13 protein-coding genes and 1 pseudogene are annotated in these 23,779 nt (G+C 40.8%); 6 read left to right on the plus strand and 8 right to left on the minus strand.

The features are described 5' to 3' along the window. Both L4F92_RS04185 and uhpT read right to left on the minus strand, forming a co-directional pair. Complete coding sequence (locus L4F92_RS04185; protein WP_250364319.1) at positions 1-603, minus strand: response regulator; 603 nt, start codon at positions 601-603, stop codon at positions 1-3. 130 nt (positions 604-733) lie between these two features. Then, the gene (uhpT, locus tag L4F92_RS04190) at positions 734-2,104 is read right to left on the minus strand and encodes a hexose-6-phosphate:phosphate antiporter (protein WP_250364320.1); all 1,371 of its coding nucleotides are present in this window, start codon (positions 2,102-2,104) and stop codon (positions 734-736) included. 366 nt (positions 2,105-2,470) lie between these two features. Between uhpT and L4F92_RS04195 the strand changes: the two genes are divergently transcribed. The 5 genes and pseudogenes from L4F92_RS04195 to L4F92_RS04215 all read left to right on the plus strand — a co-directional run. After that, positions 2,471-4,234, plus strand: coding sequence for a ShlB/FhaC/HecB family hemolysin secretion/activation protein (locus L4F92_RS04195; protein ID WP_250364321.1), 1,764 nt, complete (start codon positions 2,471-2,473; stop codon positions 4,232-4,234). A gap of 91 nt (positions 4,235-4,325) precedes the next feature. Beyond that, positions 4,326-14,105: a two-partner secretion domain-containing protein gene (locus L4F92_RS04200; RefSeq protein WP_250364322.1), complete on the plus strand. Its 9,780-nt coding sequence runs from the start codon at positions 4,326-4,328 to the stop codon at positions 14,103-14,105. 315 nt (positions 14,106-14,420) lie between these two features. Continuing rightward, complete coding sequence (locus tag L4F92_RS04205) at positions 14,421-14,672, plus strand: hypothetical protein (protein ID WP_250364323.1); 252 nt, start codon at positions 14,421-14,423, stop codon at positions 14,670-14,672. A 30-nt stretch (positions 14,673-14,702) separates the two neighbouring features. After that, entirely contained in the window at positions 14,703-14,855 is a 153-nt protein-coding gene (locus tag L4F92_RS04210; RefSeq protein WP_250364324.1) for a hypothetical protein, read from the plus strand. 18 nt (positions 14,856-14,873) lie between these two features. After that, a pseudogene (locus L4F92_RS04215) lies at positions 14,874-15,293 on the plus strand (hemagglutinin repeat-containing protein); the annotation flags it as partial. Between the two features lie 183 nt (positions 15,294-15,476). On the opposite strand, the gene L4F92_RS04220 reads toward L4F92_RS04215, so the two are convergent. Continuing rightward, complete coding sequence (locus L4F92_RS04220) at positions 15,477-15,806, minus strand: zinc ribbon domain-containing protein YjdM (RefSeq protein WP_250364326.1); 330 nt, start codon at positions 15,804-15,806, stop codon at positions 15,477-15,479. A 168-nt stretch (positions 15,807-15,974) separates the two neighbouring features. Between L4F92_RS04220 and L4F92_RS04225 the strand changes: the two genes are divergently transcribed. Further along, positions 15,975-16,529: a YtfJ family protein gene (locus L4F92_RS04225; protein ID WP_250350605.1), complete on the plus strand. Its 555-nt coding sequence runs from the start codon at positions 15,975-15,977 to the stop codon at positions 16,527-16,529. A 76-nt stretch (positions 16,530-16,605) separates the two neighbouring features. On the opposite strand, the gene L4F92_RS04230 is transcribed toward L4F92_RS04225, so the two are convergent. The 5 genes from L4F92_RS04230 to L4F92_RS04250 all read right to left on the minus strand — a co-directional run bounded on the left by L4F92_RS04230 (position 16,606) and on the right by L4F92_RS04250 (position 23,773). Then, positions 16,606-17,859, minus strand: a complete 1,254-nt coding sequence (locus L4F92_RS04230; protein WP_250364327.1) for a DUF2254 domain-containing protein — start codon at positions 17,857-17,859, stop codon at positions 16,606-16,608. Positions 17,860-17,953: 94 nt separating this feature from the next. Continuing rightward, positions 17,954-19,969 carry a TonB-dependent siderophore receptor gene (locus tag L4F92_RS04235; protein WP_250350603.1) on the minus strand — a complete coding sequence of 672 codons (2,016 nt, stop codon included), beginning with the start codon at positions 19,967-19,969 and terminating at the stop codon, positions 17,954-17,956. A 48-nt stretch (positions 19,970-20,017) separates the two neighbouring features. Further along, complete coding sequence (locus L4F92_RS04240; protein WP_250350602.1) at positions 20,018-20,812, minus strand: DUF4198 domain-containing protein; 795 nt, start codon at positions 20,810-20,812, stop codon at positions 20,018-20,020. A 184-nt stretch (positions 20,813-20,996) separates the two neighbouring features. Next, positions 20,997-22,910, minus strand: coding sequence for a Fe(3+)-hydroxamate ABC transporter permease FhuB (fhuB, locus tag L4F92_RS04245; protein ID WP_250364328.1), 1,914 nt, complete (start codon positions 22,908-22,910; stop codon positions 20,997-20,999). After that, positions 22,904-23,773 carry an ABC transporter substrate-binding protein gene (locus L4F92_RS04250; protein WP_326938222.1) on the minus strand — a complete coding sequence of 290 codons (870 nt, stop codon included), beginning with the start codon at positions 23,771-23,773 and terminating at the stop codon, positions 22,904-22,906. Before L4F92_RS04250 ends, fhuB begins: the two co-directional genes overlap by 7 nt. Positions 23,774-23,779 lie beyond the last annotated feature (6 nt).

Here is a 23,779-nt window from a genome sequence, read left to right on the forward strand (position 1 = left end):
TTATCCTTTACTACGGAATAAATTGGCTAATTCAACATTATTTTTAACATTTAATTTACTCATCGCATTGGCACGATGAACGTGAACTGTTTTTATACTCAGGGATAAATGGATCGCAATGTCTTTTACATTACGCCCCTCGGCAAGTAATTCACAGACTTGTTGTTCCCGTTTGGTCAAGTGTGCCAGAGGATGCTGAGTTGGCGCGGAGACCAGTTTCAAGGTTAATTCTGGCATTAAATATACCCCTCCAGCATAAACGGTGCGTACCGCTTGGATTAATTCGTCTGGGCTACAACGCTTGCTTAAATAGCCTTTTGCACCTAATTCAAGGGCTTTTTTAACAATAAATTCTGAATCATTGACGCTGAGCATAATGCAGTGAATGCCTTGTGGAATATCAGCTAATAATTCTAACCCGCCTTCATCAGGCATAGAAATATCCATAATGCACACATCAGGTTTGAGACGTGGTAAATTTTGACGGGTTTCTTTTGCTGAACCAAATTCACCGACGATACGCATATCTGGTTCTAAAGAAAGCAGTTGCGAGAAGCCTGAACGCACCACGAGATGATCATCAACTAACACGATATTAATCATTTTGTATCCTAGCCATAAGGTATTAAGCAAAGCGGGAGAGCATTGTACTCCAATAAAAAAATTATGCAGTGAAAATTACACTGCATAATTAATATTGTTGTGAAAAGAGAAAGTGCGGTGAAAAATTATGCTATTTTTTTAAGCGACGAATTTTCTTCTCTTCTGCAATTGCCACAAAAGCAAGCAATACCATACATACAATCGCAGAGGTATTTAACGCGGCAAAGGTTCCTGCCCAACCGGTTAAACCAAAGATAGGGGTACCATCTGCGATCATGCCCAAACCAAGTTTTGCAAAGCTATCGCCAATCAGATAAGCAAAGGTACCTTTAACTCCATCCGCAACCGCAATCGCTTTTTTCGGCACAAAGCCGACCGCTGCAACGCCGATCAATAATTGCGGTCCAAATACCAAGAAACCAAGTACGAATAATGAGATTAAGTACATATATTCGTTGCTTGCAAATTGATAAAACTCAAGGGTAAAGACAATTAAAATCAACGCAATACAAGCAGTTAATCCACGTCTTCCATTAGCTAAATCAGATAAATATCCCCATAAAAATGTGCCGACTAATGCCCCCACTTCAAATAGCGCAAAACCAGAAATGGCGGCATCTTTTGAGAACCCTAATTCTTGGTAGGCATAAACAGGCGACCATTGATCGATACCAATGCGTACGATATAAAGGAAAATATTGGCAAAGCAAAGTAACCAAATCACCTTATTTTTTAAGATATAGCGCACGAAAATTTGCCATTTAGTGAGCTGTTGCGCTTCGGCATCACGATCTTCTTCACTGATTTCTTCGCCAAATAATTCTTCTGCTGTACCTAGTCCATAAGCTTCAGGAGAATCTGAACCATAGCGTAACCCTACAAATCCGACGATCAACGCAATCATAGAAGGGAAAATAAACATTCCGATAACGTGTCCATCAAATAACACGTTCGCCCCAAATAATGCCACCCCAGCGGCAGCAGCGCCCCCTACGTTGTGCGATAAATTCCAAAAACCAAGGAAAGAGCCACGTTTTTTACGCGGAGTCCATTTGGTAATGGTGGAATAACTTGAAGAGCCGCCTGTACTTTGGAAGAAGCCACTGAGTGCATAAAATGCAACCATTAAAAATAATGCGACACTACCCCCGCCCATACTCGCACTAAAGCCGATCATACAAAGCGCAGAAAGAATGAGCATAAAAGGAACAAATTGTTTTGTATTTTTGCCGTCCGCATAATAAGAAACAAGGGTTTTCCCAATCCCGTATGCCACAGAAAAACCTAACCCAATCATACCGAGTTCAGTTTTAGTTAGTCCGTAGGTTTCGATCATATCATTTTGTGCAACGTTAAAATTCTTACGAATCAAATACATTGCCATATAGCCAATAAAGACAACCAAATAAGATTGCATAAAGGGTTTAAACCACATTTTGCGGCGTTCTTCCACTGGAAGATCGAGTACAGGTTTTCGTACCTGTTGTAAAAATTTGAACATAATTTCCTCAATATAAAGTAAAAAAGTGCGGTTAAATTTTAATAAGATTTTGCTTTTCTGCCTTGAGATGAGCGCTTAGATGAATTAGGAAAATTTCTTAGTTTTGCGCTGTTTTGAAGATTTTTGTGAGATAGATCACATTTTTCTACGCCTTAAAAGAATTGCGGAGAAATTAGCAAAAAAGAGGTTGTACTATGTGTATAACATTGTTGTGAAATGAGGCTTTTCTTTATTATTGAGGGCTTATTTCATATATTGCTACTACTAAAGTAACAGACGTAGTTAATTTCGTATTTTACCTTGCAAAAACGTTTGCTATTGGCTAGGCTTACAATTATTCCATTTAGCTTTTCTATATAAAAACTGATGTTTAGATTCTTTTATTTTACTTTTTTAGCGACTTATTGTTTTTTTCCTCTACTTTGCAGGGCTGTCACGGAACGTGTGGAAACACCTGAGGAAAAACAAATTAATGCAACGCAACAACAGCAACAAAATAACCTTAATTCCGCAATTCAGTCTCAACAAATTCAGCCGCCTCATATTCGTTTACAAAGCGACAGAATTGAAAAACAAGGTTTTCCACAGAGTGAAGCGCAATGTTTTCCTATCAAGCAAATTGTGCTAACTGATATTAACGCTAACGAAGAAAACCCTGAATTTATTCAACCAAGTCAATTTTCTTGGGCATTAAATGCGATTTATACAGAGGGGGATTTTTCCCTACCTGCTTGCATTGGCTCACAAGGGATTAATACACTTTTACGCCGTATTCAAAATCGCTTAATTGATTTTGGCTATATAACTACTCGAGTAGTTGTTGAGCCACAAGATTTGCGTTCTGAGATGTTAATTCTTACCCTCATACCGGGTAAAGTAGGACATATCCAGCTACAAGATCAAAGTGCAATTCCCTTTGCTACGAGAGGTACGCTTTGGTTTGCGATGCCAATAAAACAAGGGGATATTTTGAATGTGCGAGATATTGAACAGGGATTAGAAAACTTCAAACGTGTGCCAAGTGCTGATTCGAATATTGAATTACAAGCGACAGAAAATATCGGTGAATCGGATATTATCATTGCCTATAAACAAAAATTCCCTTTTCATTTTACCTTAGGGGTAGACGATTCAGGGACAAAAGCCACAGGGCGTTTACAGGGTTCCGCCACCTTTTCTTGGGATAATGTGACCACACTGAATGATATGTTTTATTTCAGTGCAACAAAAAGTTTTAAGCGCCATAGTGATGATGTGGAAGGAGATTATGGTAGTAAAAATTACAGTCTTTATTACTCGATTCCGTGGAAAAATTATCAGCTCAGCCTTTCTGGCTCAAGATACCAATATCATCAAACTATTGCAGGGGCTTTTGAATCCTATGAATATTCGGGGGAAAGTCGTCAAATACACGCTAATTTAAGTCGTTTGCTATGGCGCAATAGCGGTTCTAAAACTTATCTCAATGTTTCGTTATGGACAAGACAATCCTCCAACTATATTAACGATACAGAAATACAGGTACAACGTCGCCGTACCGCAGGTTGGGAAATGGGCATTAATCATACACATTATATCGGTAATGCAACATTACAACTTTCGGCTAATTATAAACGCGGTACAGGCGCTAATCGTGCCTTGCCAGCGCCTGAGGAAAAATTTGATGAAGGCACCTCCAGAATGCAGATCATCACCGCCTCTATTGACCTAAATTACCCCTTTACCTTAGGTTCTCAACCTTTTCGCTTCAATACCCATTGGAATGCTCAATGGAATCAAACACCACTGGTTCAACAGGATAAATTAAGCATTGGTGGGCGCTATACTGTACGAGGATTTGATGGTGAGTTATCTCTTTCAGGCGAGCGTGGTTGGGTATGGCGTAATGAACTTGCTTGGAACATTGCCAATAAAGGACAAGAATTATATCTCGGTATTGATCGAGGTATTGTTAGATCCTCCCAAGAAGAACTGCAACTGGGAGAGAGCCTCACTGGCGGTGTACTGGGTTTACGAGGTCGTTTATGGGGATTAAACTATGATTATTTTATTGGCATCCCAATTAGAAAACCTGAAGGGTTCAGAACCAGCCACTTAACAACAGGTTTTGCTTTAAATTACCGTTTTTAAATAAGCAGTACTGCGAGTAAACCAAGAGGAATATGGATGAAAATAAGGCGAAATCATCCATACTTGCAATAAGGAATCAAAGGAAACAAGGATGAATAAACAATTTTATCGTGTTATTTTTAGCAAAACGCTTAATCAACTTATTGTCGTATCAGAATTAGCTAGAACACAGGGAAAAGCGACAAGCGAAAATGTGGGAGCTGAAAAAACATCGCAAAATCTCACCGCACTTTGTTCTCCGTTTAGTTGGGTGATGAAACCTGTGCAATTTAGTATGATGGTGGCGTTGGGGTATGTCTATTTTTCAACCCCTGCGTTTGCCAATGAAATGGTAATTCGTGCAGATAAATCAGCACCGGCTAATCAACAAGCAACCATTTTGAAAACAGCCAATGGTTTACCGCAAGTTAATATTCAAACGCCAAGCCAAGCAGGCGTTTCGCGTAATACTTATTCTCAATTTGATGTCGCCGAGAAAGGGGCTGTACTGAATAATGCTCGCAAAGCAACGCAAACCCAACTTGCAGGCTGGGTACAAGGCAACCCTAATTTAGCCACGGGGGAAGCTAAAGTTATTCTTAATGAAGTGAATTCCAACAATCCTAGTCATCTCAAAGGTTATATTGAAGTTGCAGGTAAAAAAGCCGATGTGGTGATCGCCAACCCTTCAGGGATTCATTGTGATGGCTGTGGCGTGATTAATGCGGGGCGTTCAACCTTGACAACGGGTAAGCCTGATATTGCCAATGGCGAATTAAAAGGATACCAAGTCAAAGGCGGAAAAGTTAGCGTAACAGGCAAAGGGTTAGATAATCGCCAAGCGGATTATACCGACATTATCGCTGAAAAAGTGCAGCTTGATGGGCGCGTTTGGGCAAAACAACTTAAAGTTACCACTGGCAAGAATAAGGTAAACCGTACGAATGATGCCGTCGTTTATGTCGGCAATAAAAATAATGAAAAAAATGACCGCACTTTAAATGAAGGGCAAGAATATCGTGTCGATGTGGGGCAGCTTGGCGGAATGTATGCGGAGCGTATTCAATTAGTGGATAACGGTACAGGGCTTGGTGTGCGAAATGCAGGGCATATTGGGGCTTCTGTAGGGGAAGTGCAAATTGATAGTCAGGGGCGGATTGTTAATATGGGAACGCTCAATGCAAACCAAACGATCAGCCTAACTACTGCCAATGATTTTGAAAACCAAGGAAAAATTGAAAACCTTCAAGGGGAAATTCGCTTTAACAGCCAATCCAATATCCAACAAATGGGTACTGTGGTTGCTCGTCAAGGTAATATTCAAGCCACTGCGAAAAAGGCGATAACACAGCGAGGAGAAACCCTGAGCAAAGGGAATATTCGCTATAACGCTGAGCGTGTCAATGCAAGTAAAGGGGCGGTCATTGCTGCGGGAGTAATGATTTCAGATCAAAATGGTAAAGAAGTCCGAACCCTTGAAACGCCTTCTGAACAAGGCAGCTCGATTCACATTACCAGTCGCGAAAAAACCACACTGCAAGGGCAAAATCTCGCTGCGGGCAAGATGCAAATTGATGCCAGTGAAGTAGATATTAGTCACAGCCAAACCGCTGGGTATACTCTTCGCATCAATGCTAAACAGCAAGGCATTAAGGCCGATTCAGCAACCCTCACCGCCACAGGCGATCTGCAATGGCGAACGCCTGCTCTGCTTTCTACCCAGCAAGCTGATGTTAAAGCGAATTGGATTGATACGCGAGCTATACAAATTAATAATCAGCAAGGACATTGGGCGAGCTTAAGCGATCGTGCAGTGAATTTAGCGCTTAATAAAGGCTTAAACAATCAATCGGGATTAATGTTAATTGGTGGGGATTTTATCCTTGAGCAACCATCAGCAGCATTGAATAATCAATATGGGCGGTTATTCAGTGCAGGCTCATTACAAATCAACGCACAACAATTAGATAATCGAGCAGGTATTTTGAGTGCGGAGAATAACGCGGCATTAACCCTAACAACATCAATTCAAAATCAAAAAATAGCGGAAACAGGGTCGTTAATTCAGGCGAAAAATACCTTAACCCTTACCGCACCATCTTTCAATAACACCAATACCAAACCAGTGGACAACGCCACACCGCAACAAGGTGTGATTGCGAAAAAGATTGAACTGAATGCTCAAAATCTTAATAATCAACAAGGAGATATTTATAGTGTTGAAAATACGACCTTAAATGTCGCTCAGCAATTATACAATCAACAGGGCGAAATACTCTCACTGGGCAATTTAACCATTAACGGGACAAATGCAGGAATCGAAAATGCGGAAGGTGTGATCTCGGCTTCGACAAATTTAATTATTGAGGCAAATGGCTTATCTGGTGATGGGGATATTGAGGCAGACCATACCTCTCTCCGACTAAAACAAGATTTTCACGCTGAAAACGATATTATCGGGCGTTCAAGCCTCATCCTTTCAACATTGGGTAATCTCATCAATCAAGCAGGGCTTTATTCTGAGGGAAATACCGCCATTCAAGCGGCAAATATTGATAATCAAAATCACGCAGAAATTCAAGGAAAATCTACCGCACTGACTGTCTCGGAAAATTTAACCAATCGTGGTCTAATTAAAGGCAGCGAAGAAAATATTATTAAAGCAGGGCAAACCCTGAGTAATATTGGTACAGGGCGTATCTATGGTGGTCACACCGCACTGCAAGCAAACAAAATCATAAATAGTGATGAATTACAAGCGGATGGCTCGATAAAATCTGCGGTGATTGCTGCTACTCAACGTTTAGACATTGCTGCGCCAGTGATTGAAAATACAAAAAATACCTTTACGCAAGATTGGGCGTTTAATGGCATTGGTGGCACATTGACATCAGAAGGACAAATTATTTTCGGAAAAAACCTTGACGCCAATCATTATGCTCAAGGATTAAGCGAAACCTTAATCAACCGCGGCGGATTAATTGAAGGAAATGGTATTCAGTTTGGTGTAAAACAATTGAAAAATGAGAATGCTCGCTTACGCACCAACCTTGAAGAAGTCAGCAACCAAGCGGTTAATGAACATTACTTAATTGTTGATGATCCTCAAATTGGGGAACGGATTAATTTCGATCAACTCCGTTGGCGTTCTTTTAGCCGAGCAGGGAGAGTGGTTTATAAAAATCAAGCGATTCCATCACGTCCGAAAGATGGTGGTATTGCCGGTTATATACTCCCAGCTCCTAATGAAGAAGCCTGTGCGAATGAGCAGACACGTACAGGGTGCGCTCCTGTTCCGCAAGCAATTTATACCAATCAAGATCCTGTTTGGGCTGCGTTAAATATCACCCCACCAGAAACGCCGGCCCCTGAATTGCCTGATTTATCAGGGCTTGATCCAACGTTAAAAGAGCCTGTTGAGCCGACTAAACCACGCAGACATTTTTTTAATCGCAATAGGTATGAGCAGGAACTCAAAGAATATGAAGAAAAAATGGTGGAATACCGTAAAGCGATGGCGGAATATGAAGCCAAGCTTATTGCTTATTCTGCCGAGATGAAACCTTATCTTGATTGGGTTAATGCGAATGCGGAAAAATTTGAACAACTTGATACAGCAATCCAAAAACATAACGCAAGTTTACTTGGACGAGAGTTTGCAGATTTCTGGGATGTTTATGTAACACGACGCATTGAACGCCAAACTAAAGTGAAAGAAACTCACCCAGGAAAAATTCTCAGTGGGGGCGATATTGGTTTTTCCGGTGAGGTTGAAAATAATCGTAGTCAAATCATCGCAGCGGGAGTCATTAAAACCACTAATGATACCACCAACCCAATTAACAATATTGAAGAAATTGGGATTACCCAAATTGATGATATTGGCAATCAAGAATGGACATACTCTCGTTGGCGTGGTGGATTTAGACGCTATCATCAGCGAGAATGGACGGGACGTTATGACCATATGAGACGTACAGAAACCCCACTGGCATTAAATCAAGCTAGCGTGGAATCTCATACCACATTCATCCCAGAAGCAGAAAATGCCAATGTCACATTAAATAATGTCGCACTTACTTCTCATCAACAAGTGGGTAATGCCGCTGATCATAGCTTGCTGCAACAAAATGAGAATGAAATTAGGCACATTCAAGCTAACACCAGTTTGCCAACCTCAAGCCTTTATCGGATCAATCCAGAGGGACAAAAGGTATTAATTGAAACCGATCCGCAATTTACCAATCGCAAAAAATGGCTTAGCTCAGATTATATGTTCAATGCTCTACGCAGTGAACCGCAAAATATCTTGAAACGCTTAGGTGATGGTTATTATGAACAGCGTATGGTTCGAGATCAAATTAACCAACTTACAGGACGAATGTTCTTGGATAATCAGCAAGATCTTGAAAATCAATATAAAGCCTTGATGGATAAAGGGATTTCTTTTGCTAAGCAATTTAATTTAACCCCGGGTATTGCCTTGAGTGCCGATCAAGTGGCTGCACTCACCTCGGATATTGTTTGGTTTGAACCGCAAACCGTCACCTTACCAAGCGGTAAAAAGGTTGATGTGATTGCACCACGCGTTTACGTGGTGGCGAAAAAAGGTGATTTAAATGGTGAGGGGGCATTAATCTCTGCGAATGTGGTTGATTTACGCACTTCACATTTAAACAACCTTGGTACGATTGCAGGGCGAAAAATCGCCTTGTTAAACACAGACACATTACGCAACGAAGGAAATATCCTAGGAGGAAAAGTTGGCATTAAAACCACCGGTAATGTTGAGAATATTGGTGGGAAAGTCGAAGCCGAACAAGGGCTATTCATTGATGTAGGCGGGGATTTTACCCACCAAAGCACTGCCCATACCACAGAAGTGGGGCTATCTCATTTCAAACGCAATGAAACTACCCTCGCTCGCAAAGCCTTACTTTATGTCAAAGACAAAGAAGGGGTATTGCACTTAAATGCCAATAATATCTTGAGTCAAGGGGCAGATATTATTAATGAGGGACAAGGTAATACGATTGTTAAGGCAAAAAATGGACTAAATTTGACCGCACTTTCTGTTGGTTTTGAAGAAAAAATGGGCAAAGGCAATCATTACCGTAATGAAAAAGTGCAAGATGCTGTGGTAAGCACGATAAAAGGCAAAGGAAATGTATTGTTAAGTGGGCGAGATATTACCGCAGAAGGTGCTAAGCTAGAAAGCGAGGCAAAGCTTATGGCATTGGCAGAAAATAACATTGTGCTAAGCAGTGTAGGCACAGCACGAGAAGTTGAGGAATATCATAAAGTTCAGCGGCGAGGTGTTTTGTCGTCAAGAGCTTCTGAGAATTATTCCCATCGTCTCGCAAATACACACAAAGTTACGCATTTAACAGCTGGACAAATTGAGCTAAGTGCCAATCACGATATAGCATTTGAAGGTACACAAATAAATGCTGATCAATCTGTCATTGCCCGTGCTGGTAATGAACTGAATGCAAATGCCGTTACAGATACTTATGCCCATACCCAATGGGAAAAACACAAAAAATCAGGCATTACAAGCAGCCTTGAGGGAGGCATTGCGGCGGTGGGCTACCACAAAGAAAAAGTGCGTCAGCAGAATACGAGCTATGATGAAACAGTAAAAGGGGCAAGTATTAAAACTCAACAAGGTGATGTGATACTTAATGCAGGGGAACATTTGACTGCCACGGCGGTAGAAATTCAAAGCGGTAAAGACACTCACCTACAATCCAAACAAGTGGCGCTTAATGCGGCAGATGAGCAGCATTATGGTGAATCAGAATACGTTCGTAAAATGTCAGGTGTGGGGATTAATATGGTTTATGACCCATTAACCGTGGGGCGTAATAAATACCAAAGCCGTAAAGATTCTGGTATGGCAGATACCTTTGTTGGTGATGAGATTTCTCGCGCCGAATCCATTACAGACACCGCTGAAATGGTGGGGCGTGGTGTAAGCCCTTATCTCAAACATCAACAAAATGAGGCATATAAAAATACGTATCAAAAATTAGCGAAAAGCGCGTCCATTAATACAGAAGGCAAGTTGCAGGTTATTGCGAGCGCAGGGGATATCACCACGCAAGGCAGTCAAATTAATGCAGAAAAAGGAGCGGAATTTATTGCCAGTGGTTCAGTGAATTTTGATGTGGCAACAGACATTTATTCGCAAAATGCAGAAAAGCGTGCGAAAGGCTTTGAGTTAAATGGCTTAAATAAATATATTGCTGGGATGGGCGTTAGCCATGAAGATGGCAATCAAACCCGCCGAGAAGAGCGAGGGACGTTAATAACCACAGGGGCAGAGACCCGTGTTATTGCGCAAGGTGGCGATATTACAGGCAAAGGCTTAACGCTGATTAATGAGGGCAATACCCACCTTACAGCCAAAGGCAATGTGGTATTAGATACGGCGAAAACCCTTTATAACCAAAGCCAAAAAGCAATGAGCCATTCAGTTGGTGAAGTCGCCACCTCGGATACAGAGCGATTTTTTGGTTATCACCGTGAACGGCATAATCAAGCAGGCGACAATACCACGCACACAGGCAGCCGTATCCTGAGTTTGCAAGGCAATGTTGAGATTGACGCAGGTAAGGATTATCACCAAACCAGCAGTGCGGTGCTAGCTAAAGATAAGCTACGAATCACTGCCCAAAACATTTATGCGGATGCCGCGTTAAATACCGACAATCAATCTCAAAGTCAAAGTGATTTAAAAATCGGACAATTTACCCGTGTTAAATCGCCGATTATTGATTTAATCCAAACCGTGGAGCGCACGGTGAAAAATAAAAATGCGTCAGACCGTGTAAATGCCGCCAATGCTGTTACCCTTGCCGCGCAAGGTTATCAGGTGGCAGACACTATTGCGAAAACGGTTAGCCAGCAAGACGGTTTAGCCTATTTAATTCGCGTAGAATCAGGCACGGGCGTGGCACATAGCCGTCAATCACAAGAACGCCAAGCGCAAATTAGTCAAGGTAATGTGTTTAACGCCAAACAGATTGACTTGACGGCTACAGGCACAGGGGAAACGCTTGCCAATGGGGAGCAAAAGCGCGGTAATATTCATCTTGAGCACAGTGATTTAACTAGCCGCGATGAACAAGGCAAACGCCTTGCAGATAGCCATATTACGTTGACGGCGTATGACACGCAATTACAAGCAGGTAAAAGCCATAGCAAAGAAAAAATGCGCGGTCAAAATGTGGGTGTTGAAGTGGGTATGTTTGCCCAAGCAGGACCACAAACGGGCGTTGGGGTATATGCCACTGTGGGTGGAGGCAGCCAAAAAAGGGATGCGGAACGCACAATGTATCACAACAGCCATTTAGACAGTGCGCAGATAACCTTTAATAACCAAAATGACCTGACACTCAAAGGGGCAACGGCGAAAGCCAACCGTATTGATGCCAATGTGGGTGGTAAGTTACAGATTGAAAGTATGCAAGATGAACAACACCTTAAAAGTAAAAGTAATCAAGCTGGTTTAAGTGTGAGTATCAGCTTTGGCAATGCGTGGGGTGGCAATATCGGCTTTAATGCGGACAGTGGCAGCGAACATTATCGTCAAGTAACAGAACAATCGGGATTATTTGCGGAAGAGGGAGGCTATCACGTTGAGGCAAATCAAGTTCACCTCAAAGGCGGTGCGATTGCAAGCCAAAATGCCAATAACAGTGAGCTTGCGACTAATCAACTGACCGTCGAGCATCTTCAAAACCATTCCTCAAGCCAAGCAATGAGTGGCGGATTAAGCTATGGCTTTAGTCATCAAGAGGGACATTATGAAGAAAAAGGCACAGGCAAAGTGGTTGAGGCACCCGCAAACAACCAAACTGCCGATAACCTCAGATGGGTGGACGAGAAAAATTCAAGTGGTTTTAACCCAAGTATACCGATGTATGAAAGCCATCATGACAGCAGCCTCACCAAGGCAACCATTACCGAGGGCAAGATTACCTTAAATAAAGATAGCCAGCCTATCCACAGCACAGCCACCGCGTTGGCAAAAACCTTGCATTTTAGCACCGCACTTGATAATGCCAATCCACACGTGGAAAAACCAAGGGATACCCAAGGGCAGCTAAAAGAGCAAAAAGTCGTGAGAGAAGCGGTAAGCCAGTTGCAATCGGCAACTTCGACTTATGCAGCCAATCAAGCGAAAGCCGCACAGCTGGAAGCTGACCGCTTGCAACAAGAGCTAGCGCAAGCGCAAAGCAAACCACAGGCAACGCAAGATAAACAAAAAATTGCAGAAAAAACCACCGCACTTGCTAATACGTTAGAAAGACAAGAAAAGTGGAGCGAGAAAGGCGAATACAAACGCAACCTTGATAACCTCACCACTATCGCAGGGGGGATATTGGCAGGGCAAAGCGGCACACAGATTGCCACGACCCTTGCCTCACCGACTTTAAATGAAAAAATCAAGGCACTCACCACCGACAGCAATGGCGAGGTGAACGTGCTGACCAACACCCTTGCCCACGCGGTGCTGGGTGCGGTAGAAGCGGCGGCAGCTAAGGGCAATATCGCTACAGGCGCAGTTGCCGCTTCAGCCAGTGAACTTGCCGCGCCAGCCATCACTAAGCTACTGGGTAAAGACAACCCGAACCAACTTAGCGCAGAAGAACGCCAAACTGTTACCGCCTTAAGCGCCCTTGCAGGCAGCCTTGCTTCAGGCTTAACCGCCCAACAAAACGGCTCAGCGACTAATACCGTTAGCACGCTTAATGCCGCGGCATTAGGTGGTGAGATTGGGAAACGGGCGGTGGAGAATAATTATCTCAGTGTACTTTCTCAAAAAAGACGTGATGACATTAGAGAGAAAATTAAAAATGGCAATGCGACTAAAAAAGAGATCGTAGAATATCTTCAATATGAAAAAGATGATCAAACAAGTGATTATTTAGTGGATAAAGCGCGTTATCGCCCAGAGGAGATGACACCGCAAGAATGGGCTGAATATGAAAATTACGCAAAACGTTACGTTTCAGAAAGCATACAAAACAGAGAAATTCCTAAAAATATTGAGCGTAGCCTCAAAGAAATTCTTACGGGAAACTATTATAAAGGCTACGGTTATGCTTATGCGTTAGATGAAAAATATCGTTCATCTTTGCCAAGTCGTTGGTTCATTTCCGATTCAGATAAATCGGAAGAAGAAAGAATATATGAGCGCTTTAATGCAAAATATATCCAAAATCCAAGAACATTAAGAGAATCATTTAATGGGAGAGTAGCAGAATCAACGAAAGAGGGATTGGAGTTGGCTTCTTTAGGATATATTTCTAACATACCAAAAGTTGTAAATACAGTTGAATTGGTAACCAAGGTAGGAGGGAATAAAATAGTTTCAACTGCAATTCGTCTTGAAAAACCTACTGCTGGTTTTATAGATAAAATACTCTCAGAAGGTATTTATCATTCTTACAATCCTTATGCTAATGCGGTTACTAGAAATATTGGTAATAGTATTGATAGTATTTCAAAAATCACACCAAAACAGTATGTAACTGGAACGATGATAGGTATGAGTGTGAATATGGGGGCTCAGTATATCAATACAGGTACAATTAATTATAAAGAAGCTATTAAATCAGGTCTAACCACACCTTATTTAATTTATACCCCAATGGGGACTTCATTTGTATTAGGCTCAATGTCAACAGTAGTTGATTCAAGATTATCTAATAGTAATTCATATTTAAATGACCAATCTAATTATTTAAAAAATCAAGCTGTAGGGGAGTTAATTCAAAGGTCATTGCCATCAAATATACAAAACTCCCCTATCGGCATTGGATTAAATATTTTTTCTGGAGAAGTACTCAGTCATCATAAAGATAAGGATAATAAAAAGTGAGAACCGCAAAAAAATTATTAAAAATTTCACTGTATGCATTTAATCTAATATGTTCTTTTCAAGGAATGATATGGATGAGATTATATTCAAATACAAATAAAATTGATCAAACTGAATTTTTTTTTCAGCCTAAATATTTAGTATTTAGTATTTTTTTTTACTGTTTTATATGGTTAATGCTTTTTCTCTGGTCTTACTTTCCTAGCTCCAAGAAATATTTAAAACTTTAGTTTTGCTCATTATATTTGCTATTGTGTATATTTAATATTGCATTTAATTTTATGAGCTTCTCTATTGTTCAAGATAAACACAGAAATGATAAAGATTGCAAAAACGGTTACCCAGCAAGACGGTTTAGCCTATTTAATTCGCGTAGAATCAGGCACGGGCGTGGCACATAGCCGTCAATCACAAGAACGCCAAGCGCAAATTAGCCAAGGTAATGTGTTTAACGCCAAACAGATTGACTTGACGGCTACAGGAACAGGGGAAACGCTTGCCAATGGGGAGCAAAAGCGCGGTAATATTCATCTTGAGCACAGTGATTTAACCAGCTACGATGAATAAGGCAAACGCCTTGCCGATAGCCATATTACGTTGACGGCGTATGACACGCAATTACAAGCAGGTAAAAGCCATAGCAAAGAAAAAATGCGCGGTCAAAATGTGGGTGTTGAAGTGGGGATGTTTGCCCAAGCAGGACCACAAACGGGCGTTGGGGTATATGCTACCGTGGGTGGAGGCAGCTAAAAAAGGGATGCGGAACGCACAATGTATCACAACAGCCATTTAGACAGTGCGCAGATAACCTTTAATAACCAAAATGACCTGACCCTCAAAGGGGCAACGGCGAAAGCCAACCGTATTGATGCCAATGTGGGTGGTAAGTTACAGATTGAAAGTATGCAAGATGAACAACACCTTAAAAGTAAAAGCAATCAAGCTGGTTTAAGTGTGAGTATCAGCTTTGGCAATGCGTGGGGTGGCAATATCGGCTTTAATGCGGACAGTGGCAGCGAACATTATCGTCAAGTAACAGAACAATCGGGATTATTTGCGGAAGAGGGAGGCTATCACGTTGAGGCAAATCAGGTTCACCTCAAAGGCGGTGCGATTGCAAGCCAAAATGCCAATAACAGTGAGCTTGCCACCAATCAACTGACCGTCGAGCATCTTCAAAAACCGTAAAATGAACTAACATCAACGTGATGAACTTTTAGCTAATTCTGCCATTTTATGGTGGGATTATATATAGAGGAAAATGTCATTCTGGGAAGTTGGTGGGGATATGATTTTTTCAGAAATTGATAAAAGGGAGAAATAAAATACTCTCCCTAATAGCTAAATATTATAATGCTTAAGCTCTATTTATTAAGCTTTTTTCAAAAAAGCTGATTTTAATGAGAAACTTTGGCCGTCAATTTTGCAATCTACATCGTGATCGCCATCAACTAAGCGAATGTTTTTCGCTTTTGTGCCTTTTTTCAATACAATAGATGAGCCTTTCACTTTCAAATCTTTAATTAAAATGACACTATCACCATCTTGCAGTGGATTACCGTTGCTGTCTTTCACCACTTTTTGTTCGGTCTCATTTTCTTCATCGCCAGACCATTCATAAGCGCAGTCAGGGCAAACAAAATTTAAACCGTCGTGATAAACATATTCACCTTGGCATTTTGGACAAGTTGTTTGTTCCATTTTTTCCTCTTATCTAAATTTCAATATAAACAATCAGTTACATTTTTTTGATTGAATAGTAGTAATGCGAGCGAAGTATAGCAAACAAATCTCTTTCACTGTAATGATTTTTAAAGATGCCATAAAAGAGAATTTCCGCTAAACTAGCGGCTTTTAGAGGGGAACAAAATGAAAAAAACAGTTTTATTACTTGGGGTTAGTGCATTACTAAGCAGTGCTTACAGTCAAGCCCATAACCTGCAACTTAATGCAACCCTACCTGCGGTAACCGTCGCAGATAAAGGTGAGCTTATCGTTAAAAATCAAGAAATTAGTGCAAAGCCTTGGCAATCTACCCAGCTTAAAGGTAAGGTTCGTGTATTGCAGCATATTGCAGGGCGTAGCTCGGTAAAGGAGAAAAATTATCCTTTAATGGAAGCTATCAAAGCACAGCATTTTAATGGCGCACAATATCAAACCACAAATATTATTAATGCAGATGATGCGATTTTTGGCACGGGGGCTTTTGTGCGCAGTAGTGCTGAAAAAGCCAAAAAAGAAAATGCCCACAGCCAGATTGTGCTAGATAATCAAAGTGCGGTGAAAAATGCGTGGAAATTAAAAGAGAAAGAAAGTTTGATTGTGGTGTTGGATAAAGAGGCAAAAGTGAAGTTTGTTCACGAAGGGAAACTCTCTTCGGCACAAATCAATGAAATTTTAGCCTTAGTTAAGGATTTGCTATAAAACGTATCGTCTGAATAACAGAATGCGAAATATTCCAACCGAGTGATAAGGGAAGTGCCGAATAATCGGCACTTTTTTAATGGAAAAGTGCTTGATGTAAGGCGTCGATTTGTGCCTTTTCGCTTTCCAGTGAAAGTCCGTTTAGGGCATAATCTAAATCTATTTTTGCTTGTTTGAATGCGGCGTTACAAATGGCTTGATTATCTGATTGCCTCCACAGTATGGCGAGTGCTTTTTGTACTTTGATGTGAATTTCTAACATTGCACTTCCATCACGACAAATAGGAGTGAAGGATTGTAAAACGAGTTCTTGTTCGTTGAGATTTAACATTGCCAGACGATCATATTTCACGGCTTGCTTTTCTGCTTTGCTATCAAGTAGTAAGCGTAATAAAACGCTAATCACTTTAATTGCCGTGCCGGGATCGTTCACCGCTTGCGATAAGGCACGTTGCGCCACTTCGCTTAATACAATCAAACCAAATTTAGGATCTTGCGCATAAGAGCGGTTGTTTTCGATGATAAAATTTTCTTGCAGTTGAGCGATGTGTTCAATGGGCTTATTGACATAGGCGATTGGCATATTCGTATAAACCAATTTTCCGGGTTGAATGGCAATTTCAATTTCGCAGTCATTATTATCAGCAAAATCTTGCAAATTTTGCATATTTATATGGCTCAAATAGCCAGTTTTATGCGCGTGAATTGAGTAGGAAAATTGAATTTTCTCAAGGGATTTTGCCCCCATATTTGGCTGTTGCCAATAATTGTTTAAGGCTTGCTGTGAGGCAGTTTCAATCTTTTCTAAGGTATTATTTAATAACCCAAGCTGTGATAACGCACTCACCCACGTAATCAAGGTGGTAATTAAATAAATGAGTACACAAATCGTCCCAATAAATAGCACAAATCGCCCCGCCTCGTTGTAATAACCCATTCCTAAGGTTATTTTGGCAATCACCGCATAAACAAAGGCTGAAATAAAACTTGAAATCGCAAGGCGTGTGGTGTTATCTCCCATTACTAATTCGGTCGCTCTTGGCGTTGCCCCGTTAGAAGCAGAAGAAAAAGCCGAAACCATAATAGAAAGGGAAAAGGTACTCACCGCTAACATACTCGATGCCATAATGCTGAGAATGTCATTGAGTAATTTCTCGCTAACATCTGGCATAATCTCTATCGGCAATGCTTTGTTTTCAATCAATGCAGAGAAAAGTGCCAGAAAGACAGCAAATAATGCCCCTAAAATAGGGGTGAGCCATAAGGCGTTACTTGGTTTTTTTAACCATAGAATTAGGATAAAAAAATGCTCTTTAAGATAGCTTAACATCGGTTTTCCTATATTGAGAGAGAAGAGCTTACCATAGCAGATTTTTTGTAGAAAGAAAAAGGGCTGAGTTGCTCAGCCCTGAGATTATTTTAAATTAGAATTTATAAGAAATATTCCCTGTGATTCTGCGACCTTCCCCCATATAACACCAATATGAATCACAAGCACTCACATATTTTTTATTCAGTAAGTTAGAAATATTTAATTGAGCACCCCAATGTGGTGAAAAATCATATTTTGCCGTAATATCAACGAGAGTATAGGCTGGGATTTTTTCATCACTCATCCCATTTGTGCTAGTTCCTGTATAGCGAATGCCCGTACCAAGTTGTAAACCTGATAAGGCATTGCCTGTAAAACGGTAATTTAAATAAGCAGAATAGCTATGTTTTGGAATGAGTGCAGTACGAGTGATTTTATCTGCGTGAGTTTTGGATTTAGTATATGTATAAGAAACAAGTGTAGCTAAATTTTCCGTTAAATTTATATCAGCTTGTAACTCTATACCTTTACTTGTTTGTTTTCCAGCTTGAGTGCTAATGGAGTGTCCGTTAACAGTATTGGTAATAAGTGCATTTTTTTCTTTTAGATTAAAGTAGGCAAGAGATAACTTCCCTTCAATAAATTGAGGTAAGTATTTTAATCCAAACTCGTGTTGTTCTCCTTCATAGGGCTTATATCTCACAAACGTACCATTCACATTGGTACTTGGGAGAGGTTTGAATGATTCAGAATAATTATAGTACGGAGCTAACCCATTTTCGGTAATATACATTATCCCAGCAGCATAAGTATTTTGTGCAACATCATAGGGTTTATTCTGTGATGCACTGCGATAATCACCTTTTGCAAAATCACGTCTTACACCTAAATTGATGAGTAATTTATTTTGGAAACTAAAATGGTTTTGAAGATAAAGACCTAATTGACGATCTTTATTTATATAAGGCGTTAAAGCAGAAAAAGGGGCTGCTGCGGTTGGGTAATTACCATAAAGGTTATTTAATGCTACCTTACCGTAACCATTAGATGCAGTATTTTTTGAATGAGAATAATCAAAACCACCCAGTAAAGTATTTTCTATCTCATTAAATTTCCAAGTTTGGCTAAGGTGGTTATCAATTGTATGAGTAAATGTTTTACCCCGTATGAGCATTGTACTAAGGCTTGTTCCGTCCCAGCCTAAAGAGGCACTAAATTGATCCTTGTTGCTATAAGCATACCGATAGTTTGAGCTAAATATTAATCCATCTGAAACTTGATGCCTCAATTCGTAACCGATACTATATTGATTGCGTCTGAAGTATTCATCAACATTTTGTGCGAAATTTGTTCGACTTGAAAAGCCGCCACGTTTTAGTATGTCATATTTAGGGAAAAAGCCCGAAGACGGTATACCATCATCGTGTTGAATGCTTGCTAATAAAGTGAAATTTGTATTTTGAGAAATGTTCCAAGATAGACTAGGAGCAAGATAGTACGCATCACTATAACTCCCTTTGGGTTCACCATTATGGCGTAGATAGTCCGCTACAATACGGTAATGTACCGTTTCACTGATTGTTCCCGTATAGTCTGTAGCAATGCCTCTTTCATGGCGATTACCTAAGGTGAGTTTAACTTCTCCTTGCCCAACTTTTTCTTTATTTGGACGTTTACTGATTAAGTTAATTAAACCACCTGCGTTGGCACTTCCATAAGTTAAAGAATCAGCACCTTTTACTATTTCTATTGTTTCTAAGCCATACAAGTTTGGTTGCCAATGATAGAAACCAAAATCGTATAATGTTGTTCCATCTAAGCGAATTGTTGGATTAAATCCTCGAATTTTAATCCAATCATGGGTGTCTATATCTCCGCCAAAAGGCTGGCTTAATATGCCTGCCTCATAACGACCGATTTGATCGACTTGTTGGTATCCTTTCTCACTCATTTTTGCTTGATCTAAGGTTTCCGTTGAACCAGGTGAAAGATATTCTACTTTCCCCGTTTTCGATACGGATCCAATTACATCAATAGGGGCTAATTGTATTTCTTCTGCAATAACAACTTGGCTTGTGATAAAAAGTGCGGTGGAAATTAGTGATAATTTAAAAAATTTTTTTGTCATAAAAGCTCCGAGTAAAAGGCTAGCAAGATGAGCTAGCCTAATCGTTTATTATTTAATACTAAATGTATAAGTACTATACAATTTACGTTTTTGGCAGATTTTTTGATCTGGATAATCCATTTCATAAATTGCCTTGATTTTCCAAGTGCCTTTTAGGGCTGGAATAAAATTCACTTTTCCTTGTGAATCCGTTTTACCTGAAAATGCTTGTGGTTCACGGTGATCATAAACCGCTTTTTCATCAAGTTTGGTAAATTCGTTTGTCGTTCCAATCACCGTAATCCCTTTGGCTGGTTGCCCTTTATATAACACCTGTACAGGGAAAACTTCCATCGGACTTAAGGTGGTTGGATCAACTAAGGGAACAATTTCTAAATCTAACCCAACAGGTTTGATGGCAAAGTCGCTAACTTCAACCCCTGTATTCACATAGGTAGATGAAAACATACTGGATTCTTCACAGTAATTGGCATCTTTCATTTGACTGAGGTTTTCACGTTTCCAACCATTGTCATTTTTTGACCAGAAGGTTGGTTTGTAGCTACCTGAAATTTTGTATTCTGCTTTCGCCAATGGGCTGGTGGTAACATAATGGTAATTTTCGCCCTTTTGGGTTAGGGTAGTGCTTGTGCCGTCCGCACGATGCAACACCAACGGATTTAAGATATTTAAACGTCCCTCGGCAATTTTTTCTCCTTCAGGAAAGTGATCGCCATAGCCAAGTACCGCAAGCAAATCTTTGCCCGCTTCGGCCTGTTGGGCATAAGCCCATAGATCGTGTGCTTGGCTGGCAAAAGGCAAAGCAAGTCCGCAAATTAAGGTAAGTTGTGTGAGTTTTTTCATTGGATTTCTCCTATCTTTATCATCAAAAAATTGGAATTTTTTGACCGCACTTTATAACGGCTTATTTTTAGTGCGGTATAAAATTCCTCCAAATTCGCACTTGGCGAGGGATTACTTAAGTAATGTACTTACTTAAGGGAGGAAAACTCTGTAACAACATCTTATGAATTTTCCGTAAAATTCGTTATATTTTTCTCATTAGCCATAAAAAATAGCTGCCACCGAGTAAGGTAGCAATCAAGCCTGCTGGAATTTCATAGGGAAATAGCAGCTGGCGTCCTAGCCAATCGGCAATAACCATAATGGTTCCGCCTAATAATCCTGCGGCGAGGAGTTGGTTTTTACTATGGCGAAAGCCTAGGTGGTAGGCTAAATGGGGCGCAAGCAAGCCGATAAAACTTAATGCACCAATGAGCAAGGTCGCAAATAGCGTGAGTAAAATCGCAAAAGCAAATAGGATACCGCGCGCCTTGAGTATATTTACCCCAAGAGATTGGGCAATGACGCTATTTAGTGCAAATAAATCTAGCCAACGGACGAAAATAAAGCTGAATAAAAAGAGGATAATCGCGATAAACAGCATTGGGATCGCCACATCATTTGTTGCGTAATAGGTTGAACCTGATCCCCAATTTAATAATTGCCAAGCTCGCGGATCGCCGCTTGCAACCAGTATTCGTTGTACCGCTTCAAATAAGGCTGAAATGCTTATTCCTGTGAGTAATACTTGATCGGGCTGTAAACCATTACGGCGATTGATTATCCAAATCAGCCAGACAATAAAACACGCCCCCAATCCTCCCCATAGGGCATATTGGCTGAGTAAGGTGGTGCCGGTGATAAAAATGGCAAGCAATACACCAAAGCTTACCCCAGAGGTAATGCCAAGCAATTCAGGGCTTGCCATTGGGTTGTGGCTTAGTCGTTGTAATAGGGTTCCAGCTACGGCAAGCATTATTCCCGCACAAAATGCATAGGCAATGCGAGGAAAACGCAAGGTGAACAGGTTATTGTCTAAATAGATTTGCCAGCCATCTATTCCTTGCGCTAGCCATAAGGAACAGGATAGCGCAGCCAGTAAAAGTAAAGGTAAATAAAGTGCGGTGCTTTTTTTCGGCGTATTTTTCCACGTTATGGCATTTTCTTGTACGCGTCCATATTGTTGGCGATGTTTAAAGACGAGCCATAATAATAACGGTGTGCCGAGCAGGGCGGTAATTGATCCTGTTGGTAAGGTCATCGTTTGCCATTTTTCGAGTAATTGCAGGCTGAGATCGGCGATAAGTAATAAACTGCTGGCAAAATAGGCACTTCGCCATAATAAGGTTTTAATGCGGTAATCTGGGAATTGGCGAGCAAGCGTAGTTGCGGCTAAGCCAATAAAGGCAAGCATACCAACACGGCTGACCACGATAGCAACCAAATAAGCCGCGAGCAAAATACCAATAACGCGAATTTTTTTTACATTCACGCCTAAACTTTGTGCATTGCTTTCTTCGAGTTGTAATGCTTGTAAAGCGGGGCTAAGTAAGATGACAGCCAAAATGGCTGGTGCCAGTAATGGCAATAGAGTGAGGCTATCATACCAGCTTTCTTGAACTAATGAGCCACTTCCCCACAGGAGTAAACCACGACTTTCCTCAGGATAAAAAAGAATGAGTAAAGAGGAAAATGCGCCGAGATAAAAGTTCACGACAAGTCCAGCAAGGACAATCAACAAAGGGGAAATCATTTTTCGCCAAGCGAGGAGTAAGACTAAGCTGAGTGCAAATAATGCGCCGATAAAGGCGATGGGCGTTGCCCCCCATTGTAATAGACTAGGGAAAAATAGTGTTACCACAAAAAGGCTAAATTGCGCCCCTGCACTGACGGCAAGTGTGCTGTCTGAAGCAAGTGAATTATTCATTATTTGTTGTAAGAGCAACGAAGCAATCCCTAAACTCACTCCAGATAAAATCGCCATTAACACTCTTGGCAAGGTAAAATTAAAGACGAGTAGCTGACTCGTGTCGCTTTGCCCGAGTTGTTGAAAAAGCACGAGAACAAATAAAATCACTACGATGACAGCAAGGCTTGGCATTAAACGGCGTGTTACCATTTTGCTTGTTCCCCTTGTGGTTGGCGTAACCCTTGGCTTAATGCAATGGCTAAACGCTGTGCAGATGGTAATGCTCCGAATGTCCAAATGGCAGGAAGAATGAGAGGATCTTTCGCTAAAGGAAGCGTTTGCCATAGGCTATTATTCGCTAACTCTTTCGGAACATTTTGGGGATAAGGCTTGATAATCACCAGTTTAGCTTGCGCAAATTGAGCCAGTTGATTGAGGCTAATTAGGCTAAATCCCCATAAGTTTACCTGCCCTTGCCACGCATTTTGGAGACCGAGTTGTGTTAGAACGACACCCGGTAGGCTTTGTTTGCCATACACCCGCAGATGACGACCATCAATAAATTGTACGATTAATAAAGGACGATCTCGCACCTCTTGAAGTGTAGCTTTCTGGCTTGCAAACGTAGTTAATGTTTGTGTAATCAAGGCGGTGGGATCAACATTGATTACTTGTGCAAGTTGGCGTGTTGCTTGTAGTTGGTTCTGCCAAAAATCTCCTGTTTTATAGAAATTGACTAAGGGGATGTTATTGATATTGCGTAAATAAGGTAAATTAGCCTGTGCCGTCGCAAGATACATATCGCTATTAGGAAAGGCATTAATATCAAGTTGTGCAAGCAATTCTTTATTCGGTTGCAATCTTGTTCCTAAATCAATCGTTGTAGCAGGCAAGCTGGGTTCATTCACCCAATTTTGGTAACTTTGCTTATCACCAACCGCAGTCGGGGAAACACCTAGCCCTAATAGGGTTTCGGCAATGGTCCAGTCTAATGTTGCTACTTTCGCACTAGCAAGCACAGGTGTCGTAAAAATAAGTAGAAAAATGTGTAAGAAATAAGCCAGTATTTTCACTATTTC

The sequence above is a fragment of the Avibacterium sp. 21-595 genome (genome assembly GCF_023611905.1).
Lineage (GTDB): Bacteria > Pseudomonadota > Gammaproteobacteria > Enterobacterales > Pasteurellaceae > Avibacterium.

Bases quoted from the DNA above. Each gene is read 5' to 3' on its own strand.
- L4F92_RS04235 (WP_250350603.1), bottom strand. From the start codon at position 19,969: ATGACAAAAAAATTTTTTAAATTATCACTAATTTCCACCGCACTTTTT.
- L4F92_RS04205 (WP_250364323.1), top strand. From the start codon at position 14,421: ATGATAAAGATTGCAAAAACGGTTACCCAGCAAGACGGTTTAGCCTAT.
- L4F92_RS04195 (WP_250364321.1), top strand. From the start codon at position 2,471: ATGTTTAGATTCTTTTATTTTACTTTTTTAGCGACTTATTGTTTTTTT.
- L4F92_RS04200 (WP_250364322.1), top strand. From the start codon at position 4,326: ATGAATAAACAATTTTATCGTGTTATTTTTAGCAAAACGCTTAATCAA.
- L4F92_RS04185 (WP_250364319.1), bottom strand. From the start codon at position 603: ATGATTAATATCGTGTTAGTTGATGATCATCTCGTGGTGCGTTCAGGC.
- fhuB (WP_250364328.1), bottom strand. From the start codon at position 22,910: ATGGTAACACGCCGTTTAATGCCAAGCCTTGCTGTCATCGTAGTGATT.
- uhpT (WP_250364320.1), bottom strand. From the start codon at position 2,104: ATGTTCAAATTTTTACAACAGGTACGAAAACCTGTACTCGATCTTCCA.
- L4F92_RS04225 (WP_250350605.1), top strand. From the start codon at position 15,975: ATGAAAAAAACAGTTTTATTACTTGGGGTTAGTGCATTACTAAGCAGT.
- L4F92_RS04220 (WP_250364326.1), bottom strand. From the start codon at position 15,806: ATGGAACAAACAACTTGTCCAAAATGCCAAGGTGAATATGTTTATCAC.
- L4F92_RS04230 (WP_250364327.1), bottom strand. From the start codon at position 17,859: ATGTTAAGCTATCTTAAAGAGCATTTTTTTATCCTAATTCTATGGTTA.
- L4F92_RS04240 (WP_250350602.1), bottom strand. From the start codon at position 20,812: ATGAAAAAACTCACACAACTTACCTTAATTTGCGGACTTGCTTTGCCT.